A 9,668-nucleotide genomic window follows, 5' to 3' on the forward strand; every position below is an offset into this window, starting at 1 on the left:
TGGCAATAAAAAACGGGATCAGGTTGTTACCTGATCCCGTTCTGTTTTTTACGCTTGGCTTGCAGCTTGCAGCTTGCAGCTTGCAGCCGCTTAGCGGTAGTTGCCGGCTCGCAGGGCGGCGATACGCTGGTCGAGCGGTGGGTGGCTCATCAGCAGGCCGGCCAGGCCGTTCTTCAGGCCGCCGTTGATACCGAAGGCGGTCATTTCGCCCGGCATCTCCACCGGAATACCTTGCTCTGCCTTCAAGTGTTCCAGCGCTGCAATCATCGCGCCGGCACCAGCCAGTTGGGCGCCGGCGGCGTCTGCACGGAATTCGCGCTGGCGGGAGAACCACATGACGATAATGCTCGCCAGAATACCCAGTACCAGTTCGGCAAAGATAGTGGCGATGAAGTAGCCGATACCCGGGCCGTCGCCCTCGTTCTTGAACACGGCGCGATCGACAAAGTTGCCAATGATGCGGGCGAAGAACATGACGAAGGTGTTTACCACGCCCTGGATCAGCGACAGGGTGACCATGTCGCCGTTAGCCACGTGACCAATCTCATGGGCCATGACGGCCTTCACCTCGGCCGGGCTGAAACGCTGCAGCATGCCTTCGGACACGGCAACCAGCGAGGCGTTCTTGTTCCAGCCGGTGGCGAAGGCGTTGGGTGCGCGGGAAGGGAAGATGGCCACTTCCGGCATGCCGATGCCGGCGGTTCTGGCCAGTTCTTCAACCGTGCTCAGCAGCCAGCGTTCCTGTTGGGTTTGCGGCTGCTCGATCACGCGGGCGCCAGTGCTGCGTTTGGCCATCCACTTGGACATGAACAGTGACACAAAGGAGCCGGCAAAGCCGAACACGGCGCAGAAGATCAGCAGCGACTGCAGGTTCATGCCGCCCTGACCGTCGTGCACGCTGCCGACGCCCAGCAGGCTCAGGGTGATGCTGGCAACCAGAATAACCGCGAGGTTGGTGGCCAGAAACAACAGAATTCGCATCATCTTCAGGGTATTCCTATCAAGTGTAATCACGCGGGTGCTAGCGGCTCTGGCCCGGCATCGGGCGGCCGCGTCTTGGAGCTTATATTGGGCGAAAGCCGGCGGCTTTCAACGGCGACTCTATGACAAAACGTGTCGTGCCCCGGTTCCGCGGTTCAGCGGCGGAAACACTGTTGCACGGCTTCAAAGATCTCGTTGCTGGCGCCGCTGCGCAGCGCATCGCGCAGACGCTGGGCCAGGGTGGCCTGCTGGCGGGCAACGCTGGCAGGCAGTGTGGCTTGCAGTCGTTCGGGGTCGGGGGCCGAGAGCAGGGTGAAGCCGCGTTCGGTCAGACAGGCCTGATCGATGGCGTCCTGGCGAATGGTGTCGGTGTATCGCAAAAAGCCTTCCTGGGCGAGCCAGAGCATGGCTGAAAAGCAGGCCGTGTGGCGGGGCGCCGGCACCCCAAAGGGGTCTGGCTCGTGCTCGCCGATCAGGTCGATGACGAACAGGCAGGCGGGTTGCGGGAAGCGGTTGTACAGCGCCACCAGGATGCGTGCTACATCCTGGTGGAAGTCTTCGATATGCAGATCAGCCATGTGACATTGATCAGCGCTACCTTTACTGCCGGTAGGTCTTGAGGAAGTTGGCGATACGACCGATGGCCATTTCCAGGTCGTCCTTGCGCGGCAGGGAGACAATACGGAAATGGTCAGGCCAGGGCCAGTTGAACGCAGTGCCCTGGACGATCAGGATCTTCTCCTGCAGCAACAGGTCGAGCACCATCTTCTCGTCGTTGTGGATCGGGTAGACCTTGGGATCGAGTCGCGGGAACAGGTACAGCGCCCCTTTGGGCTTGGTGCAGCTGACGCCGGGAATATCGTTGAGCATCTCCCAGGCGGTATCACGCTGTTCCAGCAGACGGCCGCCGGGCAGGATCAGATCGTTGATGCTCTGGTAGCCGCCCAGCGCGGTCTGGATCGCGTGCTGCGAGGGCACATTGGCACACAGGCGCATGGAGGCGAGGATTTCCAAGCCTTCAAGATAACTGGTGGCGTGGTGCTTGGGCCCGCTGATGACCATCCAGCCAGAACGGAAGCCGGCGACCCGGTAGGACTTGGACAGCCCATTGAAGGTCAGGCAGAGTACGTCTGGAGCAACCGCGGCCAGCGACTCGTGCACGGCACCGTCGTACAGGATCTTGTCGTAGATCTCGTCGGCAAACAGGATCAGGTTGTGCTCACGGGCGACCTGGGCCAGCTGCTCCAGTACTGCGCGCGGATACACGGCGCCGGTCGGGTTGTTCGGGTTGATGACCACCATGGCCCGGGTGTTGGGGGTGATCTTGCTGCGGATGTCTTCGATATCCGGATACCAGTCTGACTGCTCGTCGCACAGGTAGTGCACGGGCTTGCCGCCAGACAGGCTCACCGAGGCGGTCCACAACGGATAGTCGGGTGCCGGGATCAGCACCTCGTCGCCGTTGTTGAGCAGACCCTGCATGGACATCACGATCAGCTCGGAGACGCCGTTGCCCAGGTAGATGTCGTCAATGCCCACGCCCGGAATGTTCTTGGTCTGGGTGTAGTGCATGACCGCCTTGCGGGCAGAGAAGAGGCCGCGTGAATCGCTGTAGCCCTGGGCGGTCGGCAGGTTGAGGATGACGTCCTGGAGAATTTCTTCCGGCGCCTCGAATCCAAAGGGTGCAGGGTTGCCGATGTTCAACTTGAGAATGCGGTGGCCTTCTTCCTCAAGGCGCTTGGCGTGCCGCAGAACGGGTCCGCGGATGTCGTAACAGACATTGGCCAGTTTGTTGGACTTGCTAACCTGCATGGTGCTTACCTTGTCGATCCGAGCTGAGTAGGGTGTCGGGAAGCAGGCGAAGGCTTCCCAGAGCGGGTAGTAAACGCCCATCATACGTTGAGCGCGGGCGACTGTGAACGTCCTAATGGGCTTATCCGGAGTTAAATCATGAACAAGATCAACAAGAGCGAAGCCGAGTGGCGAGAGCAACTCGACGACACCCAGTTTCAGGTCTGCCGTCTGCGGGGCACCGAGCGCCCCTTTACCGGCGCCTACTATCGCAACACTACCCCCGGTGTGTACCACTGCGTGTGTTGTGACGCGCCGTTGTTCGATACCGAGACCCAGTTTGATGCTGGCTGCGGCTGGCCCAGCTATTACCAGCCGATCCGCCCGGAACTGGTAGAGGAGCATGAGGATTTCAGTCACGGAATGCATCGCACCGAGGTGACCTGTGCGCGCTGCGATGCCCATCTGGGGCATGTGTTTCCCGACGGCCCGCCGCCGACGGGGCTGCGCTACTGCATCAATTCGGTTTGCTTGCGTCTGGAGCCGCGGGAGGTCGTATAGGTTGCACGCAATTTTATTGACATAAATATTTGCGCTGCTAGCCTTGCGTCATTACCCGTTCGCCTGAAGGAGGCGTTATGAGCACCTTGCTGGATATCCCCTGTACTACCATCGACAACCGTGATTCCTCGCTCGGCGCGTTGGAGGGCAAGGCCTATCTGGTGGTCAACACCGCCAGCAAATGTGGCTTTACGCCACAGTACAAGGGACTGGAGGCGCTGTGGCAGGAGTACGGCGAGCGCGGCCTGCGGGTGGCGGGGTTTCCATGCAACCAGTTTGGTGCCCAGGAGCCGGGCGACAGCGGCGAGATCAGCGAGTTTTGCGAGCTGAACTATGGCGTCAGCTTCCCGTTGTTCAAAAAGGTCGATGTCAATGGCGCTAACGCGCATCCGCTGTTTGTCGAGCTCAAGCAGCAGGCGCCGGGTGTGTTGGGCAGCAAGGGGATCAAATGGAACTTCACCAAGTTCCTGGTTGACGGACAGGGGCGCGTTATCAAGCGCTACGCGCCTACTACCAAGCCCGAAGAGCTGCGTGCCGACATCGAGGCGTTGTTGCCGTGAGCTCAGCGACACCTAGCGAGGTCGATCAGCTGCTCGCCCTGGACAACCAGCTGTGTTTTGCCCTGTATGCCGGCTCACGCGCCCTGATGCGCACCTATCGTCCGCTGCTGGAGCCGTTGGGGCTGACGTATCCGCAGTATCTGGTGATGCTGGTGCTGTGGGAGTGGCAGCGTGAGCCGCCGGAGCATCCGGGCGTCAAGGCGCTGGGTGAGCGGCTGCAGCTCGACTCGGGCACGCTGACCCCGCTGCTCAAACGCCTGGAGAGTCAGGGGCTCATCCGCCGCGAGCGCGTGCGTGGCGGTGACGAGCGTCAGCTGCAGGTGAGCCTGACCGAGGCGGGCAGTGACTTGCGTGAGGCCGCTGCCAGCGTGCCGCACCAGCTGATGTGCCAGACAGGCATGAGCGCAACGCAGATGCGCGAACTGCGCGACGGTCTCAATCAATTGCTTGGCGCCATGCGGGAGTAGGGTTGCCTGCTCTCAGGATGTCGTGTCCTGCTGACCGCTGCCGGGTAACCAGCGCAGCAGGATCGCCTGCAGGTCTTCGCGTTTGAACGGCTTGGCCAGATAGTCATCCATACCGGCATCCTTGCAGCGCTGGCGGTCTTCCTGCAGGGCGTTGGCGGTGAGCGCGATGATGGGCAGGTTCTCCCAGCGCGGATCGGCGCGCATGCGCCGGCTGGTTTCATAGCCGTCCATGATCGGCATGTTGCAGTCCATCAACACCAGGGCGTAGTCCTGATCGGCGAGCTTGCTCAGCGCCGCCTCACCGTGCTCGGCGAGATCCACCTCAAATCCCAGGCGGCTGAGCATGCCCCGGGCGACCATCTGATTGACCGCATTGTCTTCGACCAGCAGCAGGCGTTGACCGCGTCCCAAAGGCTGCGCGCCCTGGTTGCTGTCGTATTGCTGTGTCTGCTCGAACAGGGCGTCGATTGCCCGTGCCAACCGGTTGCGAGGTGGCGGTGTAGCGACTTGCTGGCGGATATGCAGGGCACTGGCGCGCTGATTGTCCAGCTGCTGGCCGTAACTGCACAACAACAGGCGCGGCGTGCTGGGCTGCACCTGCTCAAGCTGCTGCGCCAGTTGCGGGCTGTCCAGCAGCCAGAAGTCGTGGCCGGGTGGTGCATCGGGCAAAGGGGTGGCCGGGTCATAGTCTAGCGGTGTGCAGCGCATATTCCAGCTGCGCAACAGGCGCTCCAGCACCGGGCCCTGCATTTGGCCGTAGCGATTCCATAGCAAGACCTTGCGCGGGGTTGGTGGTTGGTAGCGGGGGCTGTCGTCATGACAATGGAGCGGCAGGAACACGCTGAAGGTGCTGCCACGACCGGGTTCGGAATTGACATGCAGCTCGCCATGCATGGCGTCGGTCAGGCTTTTGCACAGGGCCAGCCCAAGACCGGTGCCACCGAAGCGCCGCGAAATCTGCGCGTCGGCCTGGGTGAACGGCGAGAAGATGTCCCCCAATGCCTGCTCGGGAATGCCAATGCCGGTGTCGCTGACCTGGATGCAGACACGGCGCATGTCGCCATCGCTTTGGTTGAGCTTCAGGCGCAGGGCGACGTGACCGTGCTCGGTGAACTTGAGCGCGTTGGACAGCAGGTTGCTGACAATCTGTCGTATCCGCGTCGGATCGCCCAGCAGTAAGCCGGGAACGTGCGGGTCGATCTCGCAGATAAGCTCGATGTCCTGTTTGCCTGCGTTCTGTGACAGCAGACTGGCGGTCTCCTCCAGCAGTGCGCCGAGGTCGAAGGGGATCTGCTCAAGCTGCAACTTGCCCGCCTCAAACTTGGACAGGTCGAGAATATCGTTGAGCAGCGCCACCAGTACCTTGCCTGAATCGTAGGCGATGGAGAGCTGCTGGCGCTGCTCATCGTTCAGTTGGCTGTCCAGTGTCAGCCCGATCATGCCGAGCAGGCCGTTGATGGGGGTACGGATTTCGTGACTCATGTTGGCCAGGAAGGCCGAGCGGGCGCGAGCCATATCCAGCGCGGCCTCGCGTGAGGCTTCCAGCTCACGGTTGGATTCGCGCAGCTGGGCGTTGGTCAGCTGGACCTCGGTGGTACGGGTTTCGACGATATTTTCCAGCTCCTCCAGATACTTGCGCAGGCGCTCCTCCGCGCGCAGCTTCTGCCGCAGGTTGACGTCGATGCTTTGCAACTGGCGGTTGATTACTTCAACCAGGGCGCCGATCTCATCGCGTTCATGTCCATCGGGGCAGGGCAGCCGGCTGCGTTCGCCCTCGGTACGCATGTCCAGCAGGTCATTGATCAGGCGTACCAGGGGTTTAGTCAGCATGGCGTAGAACAGCACCATCAACACCAGCGACAGCACCAGGCTGAGGACGAAGCCCGACAGCATGGTCAGCCCGGCACGGCGCAGGAAGCTCGCACCCTGGTAAAAAGTGTCCACTTCAATCACCAGGTGCCCCAGCAGCTCGTTGGGGGCGTGCTCGACGTACAGGGGTTGGGAGTAGTCGCGACGCCGACCGAACAGGGCATCACTCACTGTGCGATAACGGCTGGTTGCCATTGGCCGGCTGACGCTGGCCAGCGCGATGCCGTTGTTGTCGATGATTTCTGCCCGCACCACCTGCGGGGCTTCAAGCAAGCCGCTGACCAGCTCCATGGCCAGCTCCGCATCGATGTTGTAGGCGATGCGCGCGGCGGGGCTCAGGCTGACGTTGATCTGTGCCTGGACCTCCTGGTCGATCAACGCATCCTCGGAACGGTAGTCGACAACCACCTGGGCCAGGCCCAGCAGAATGCCTAGGGTAAAGGCCACCAGTACGCTCAGGCGCGCTTGCTTGAATGACAGTCGATTGGTAAGGCGTATGTCCATTTTTGGCCTTGATGATGATGGCGCCGTGGCGCCTGCTCCTGCCTTTGCGGTCAGCGGTTTGCTGGCGGCAAGGCTAACAGAGGTGACACCTGTTTGAGCTTAGCAGCCCCGGCAACAGTCTGTGTCGGTGTGCACTGTGGTGGTCACCCGCGCCGCGTGGCATTCTTGCACGTTTGTTACCCAGAGGAGAAACCCATGGCGGGTGTCAGCACCGATCAGTTCATGCAGCGCGTCGTCACTTTTATTGAACGCTTTGAGGCGACCTTGCCTGCACCTGTCGAGCCGATCGACTGGTCGAGCACCTTTGCTGCGCGCTGGACGGTCGATGGACAGCAAGGTCACCTGCGTCCGCTCAAGGTCAGCTTGACGCTGCGCCTGGATGATCTGGTTGGTGTAGAGCGCCAAAAAGCACTGCTGGGTTCCAACACCGGACAGTTTGTGCGCGGCCTGCCAGCCAATAACGCCTTGCTTTGGGGCTCTCGCGGCACAGGTAAATCCTCGCTGGTGCGCGCCTTGCTGAGCGAGTACGCGGAGCTGGGCATGCGCCTGATCGAGGTCGACAAGGCTGACCTGGTGCACCTGTCGGCACTGCTGCCTCAGTTGGCAGGGCAGCCCTGGCGCTATGTCCTCTTCTGCGATGATCTGGCCTTTGAAGCGGACGACAGCGGCTACAAGGCCCTGAAAACCGTGCTTGATGGCACCGTTGAGGCGGCGCCGGAAAACCTGCTGCTGTATGCCACCTCCAACCGTCGCCACCTGCTGCCGGAACATAACAGCGATAATCTGGCGGCCAAGCAGGTCGATGGTGAGATCCACCCGGGCGAGGCGATTGAGGAGAAAATAGCCCTGTCCGACCGTTTTGGTCTGTGGGTGTCCTTCTATCCGTTCAGTCAGGATCACTACCTGGCCGTCGTGCAGCACTGGCTTGGTCAGCTGGCCCGCGAGCACGGGCTGCACTGGCAATGGGACGAGGCGTTGCAGCTAGAGGCGGTGCGCTGGGCTACCGGGCGCGGCAACCGCAATGGGCGCTGCGCTTATCAGTTTGCACGCTCCTGGGTAGGCCGGCAGCTGCTGGAGTCCTGACTGGCGCTGGCGCTGCGCTGGCAGCGCAGCCCTGTAACCGGTGCTCAGGCCTGGAGGCGGCCGGTCAGCTTGGCTACCAGAGCGTGCTCGCCCGGCAGCAGTGAGGATACGCTGCTGCGTGCAGTCAGTCGACTCAATAGCGACGACAGGCCGGGCCAGCGATATTCGTCAATCAGCTCACCGGCGTGAGCCAGGTTGATCAGCTGACAGCCCACGGCGATATCGGCCAGGCTGAACTGCTTGCCGAGAAACCAGGGCTGCTCGCCAAGCTCTTTCTCCAGATAATCAAATAGAGGCGGCAGGTGGTTCTGCAGCGTCTGCTGCACTTGCGTCTCGTCTGCACTCTCACCAACGCTGCGCGCAACAATGCGCGGAAAGAACACGCCAAAGGTGCTGTGCGGTGCCAGCTCATAATCGGCGTACTTCTCCAGCCAGCGCACCCGCGCCGCTTCGGCCGGCGTGCTGCCGTAGAGTGAGGCGTTGCCCCGGGTGTCTTGCAGGTATTGGGCGATGATGGCCGAGTCTGCCAGCTTGAGGTTGCCGTCGGTCAGGGCAGGAATCCGTCCCAGCGGGCTGATGTCGTAATACCAGTCGGGCTGCCCGCGCGGTGGAATGAATTTGTGCTCGTAGGTGATGCCGAACTCGGCAAGCAGGATGCGCACCTTGCGCACATAGGGCGAGAGGCTTGCGCCATACAGGGTAACTGTCATGCGGTGTTCCGAAGCTGGGGTGTGCTGAGCAGCGGCAGCTGGCCGGTGCTCAATCGTCGTAAACGGCCTTCTTCTGCCAGAGTTCATCGGCCGATTCCATTTCGGCCAGCCCTGCATCCAGCTCGCTGGGTTGACCTTCATCGGCCTGATTCTGCGCTATTACGGCGGCTTCCGCACGTTTGAGCAATTGCTTATAGTGCTCCAAGTGCTTGGCCAGACTCGGATTATTGAGCTTGGTGATAAAGGCGATGGCGCGCTCATACTGCAGCTTGGCTACGCGGGGCTTGCCCTGGCTCATGGCCTGCTTGGCGGTGGCGTTGAAGGTTTCAAGGTTGGCGGTAATCAGCGAGCGCCGCACATGAGTGCCCCAGTGTTTCAGCGTGGCGTTATCGATCAGGCCGTCGCGCTCGGCTTGCTGCAGCTGCTTGAACAGGTTCTCCAGCTGCAGGCGCGCTTCCTTGCCGCGCGCCTCGCTATCCAGCTCGACCGGCGGGTTGCTTGGCACCTTGCCTTCGGTCTGTGCGGCGCGGGCCTGGTCCAGGCGCTGTTGCACGTCTTGAGATTTGCCAATGCGCTGCAGGCGCTCCAGCAGGCTGATTTCTATTTGCAGCATGAGCGTACCCAGCTCAGCAGGTAAAAACTGGCCGGGCAGGGCGCCAGTGGCCTGCCGGCAGACTTTGATACGCGCATTCAATTCGGCGGTTTGTCGCGCCTTTTCCAGCCGATTGCGCTCCAGGCTGTGGCTGATAAAGCCAATGCACACCAGAATGATCAAACCGCCAGCCAGCAAACCGCCTATTAGTAGTGGGGACACGGGATGTCTCTCATCTTATTTATTGGGGCCTTGCATCAGGTCCGGGCGCCAGAGAGTCAGCCCGAATTGATGGCTATCACTTTAGCATCATGGCCGAGACGAGTACGTGGGACAAGTTATTTTCTGACGTCAGTAAATCAGCTAGCACCGTGGGCGCCGCAGCTGGCGCGGGACGACGGCATGTGGGCTATTGCCGGCATCATTAAGAAATGCGAAAAAAACCTGAAAAAATATCAGCTTGGGGTTGACGGGTTGTCGGTCGCCACATAAAATTCGCGCCGCTTGCAGCGAACAATTCGCGGTAAGCCAGCCAAGGTAATGCCTCGGT

Annotated in this window: 10 protein-coding genes; 4 read left to right on the plus strand and 6 right to left on the minus strand. The window is 61.3% G+C overall.

All coding sequences use genetic code 11. The features are described 5' to 3' along the window. Nucleotides 1-90: 90 nt before the first annotated feature. The 3 genes from htpX to ASB58_RS05715 form a co-directional block, all read right to left on the minus strand. The gene (gene htpX, locus ASB58_RS05705) at nucleotides 91-984 is read right to left on the minus strand and encodes a protease HtpX (protein WP_096004796.1); all 894 of its coding nucleotides are present in this window, start codon (nucleotides 982-984) and stop codon (nucleotides 91-93) included. Nucleotides 985-1,136: 152 nt separating this feature from the next. Next, the gene (locus tag ASB58_RS05710; RefSeq protein WP_118129633.1) at nucleotides 1,137-1,559 is read right to left on the minus strand and encodes a hypothetical protein; all 423 of its coding nucleotides are present in this window, start codon (nucleotides 1,557-1,559) and stop codon (nucleotides 1,137-1,139) included. A 22-nt stretch (nucleotides 1,560-1,581) separates the two neighbouring features. Beyond that, on the minus strand, nucleotides 1,582-2,793 hold the full coding sequence (locus ASB58_RS05715; protein WP_083727479.1) for a pyridoxal phosphate-dependent aminotransferase: 1,212 nt from the start codon (nucleotides 2,791-2,793) through the stop codon (nucleotides 1,582-1,584). A gap of 138 nt (nucleotides 2,794-2,931) precedes the next feature. Here ASB58_RS05715 and msrB point away from each other — a divergent pair, with 138 nt between their 5' ends. From msrB to ASB58_RS05730, 3 genes are all read left to right on the plus strand, one after another. After that, nucleotides 2,932-3,333, plus strand: a complete 402-nt coding sequence (msrB, locus tag ASB58_RS05720; protein WP_096004798.1) for a peptide-methionine (R)-S-oxide reductase MsrB — start codon at nucleotides 2,932-2,934, stop codon at nucleotides 3,331-3,333. A gap of 77 nt (nucleotides 3,334-3,410) precedes the next feature. Then, complete coding sequence (locus ASB58_RS05725) at nucleotides 3,411-3,893, plus strand: glutathione peroxidase (RefSeq protein WP_118129634.1); 483 nt, start codon at nucleotides 3,411-3,413, stop codon at nucleotides 3,891-3,893. Then, entirely contained in the window at nucleotides 3,890-4,360 is a 471-nt protein-coding gene (locus ASB58_RS05730; protein ID WP_235827224.1) for a MarR family winged helix-turn-helix transcriptional regulator, read from the plus strand. Before ASB58_RS05725 ends, ASB58_RS05730 begins: the two co-directional genes overlap by 4 nt. Before the next feature lie 12 nt (nucleotides 4,361-4,372). Here the strand turns inward: ASB58_RS05730 and ASB58_RS05735 are convergent, their stop codons facing one another. Then, the gene (locus tag ASB58_RS05735) at nucleotides 4,373-6,733 is read right to left on the minus strand and encodes a hybrid sensor histidine kinase/response regulator (protein WP_118129635.1); all 2,361 of its coding nucleotides are present in this window, start codon (nucleotides 6,731-6,733) and stop codon (nucleotides 4,373-4,375) included. Nucleotides 6,734-6,928: 195 nt separating this feature from the next. Here ASB58_RS05735 and ASB58_RS05740 point away from each other — a divergent pair, with 195 nt between their 5' ends. Next, entirely contained in the window at nucleotides 6,929-7,816 is an 888-nt protein-coding gene (locus ASB58_RS05740; RefSeq protein ID WP_407920660.1) for an ATP-binding protein, read from the plus strand. Between the two features lie 44 nt (nucleotides 7,817-7,860). Here the strand turns inward: ASB58_RS05740 and ASB58_RS05745 are convergent, their stop codons facing one another. Both ASB58_RS05745 and ASB58_RS05750 read right to left on the minus strand, forming a co-directional pair. Then, the gene (locus ASB58_RS05745; RefSeq protein WP_118129636.1) at nucleotides 7,861-8,526 is read right to left on the minus strand and encodes a glutathione S-transferase family protein; all 666 of its coding nucleotides are present in this window, start codon (nucleotides 8,524-8,526) and stop codon (nucleotides 7,861-7,863) included. 49 nt (nucleotides 8,527-8,575) lie between these two features. Then, a complete protein-coding gene (locus ASB58_RS05750) occupies nucleotides 8,576-9,340 on the minus strand; it encodes a hypothetical protein (RefSeq protein WP_133065891.1) in 765 nt (254 codons plus the stop codon). Nucleotides 9,341-9,668 lie beyond the last annotated feature (328 nt).

The organism is Pseudomonas abyssi, assembly GCF_003444685.1.
In the GTDB taxonomy this organism is placed as follows: Bacteria; Pseudomonadota; Gammaproteobacteria; order Pseudomonadales; family Pseudomonadaceae; genus Halopseudomonas; species Halopseudomonas abyssi.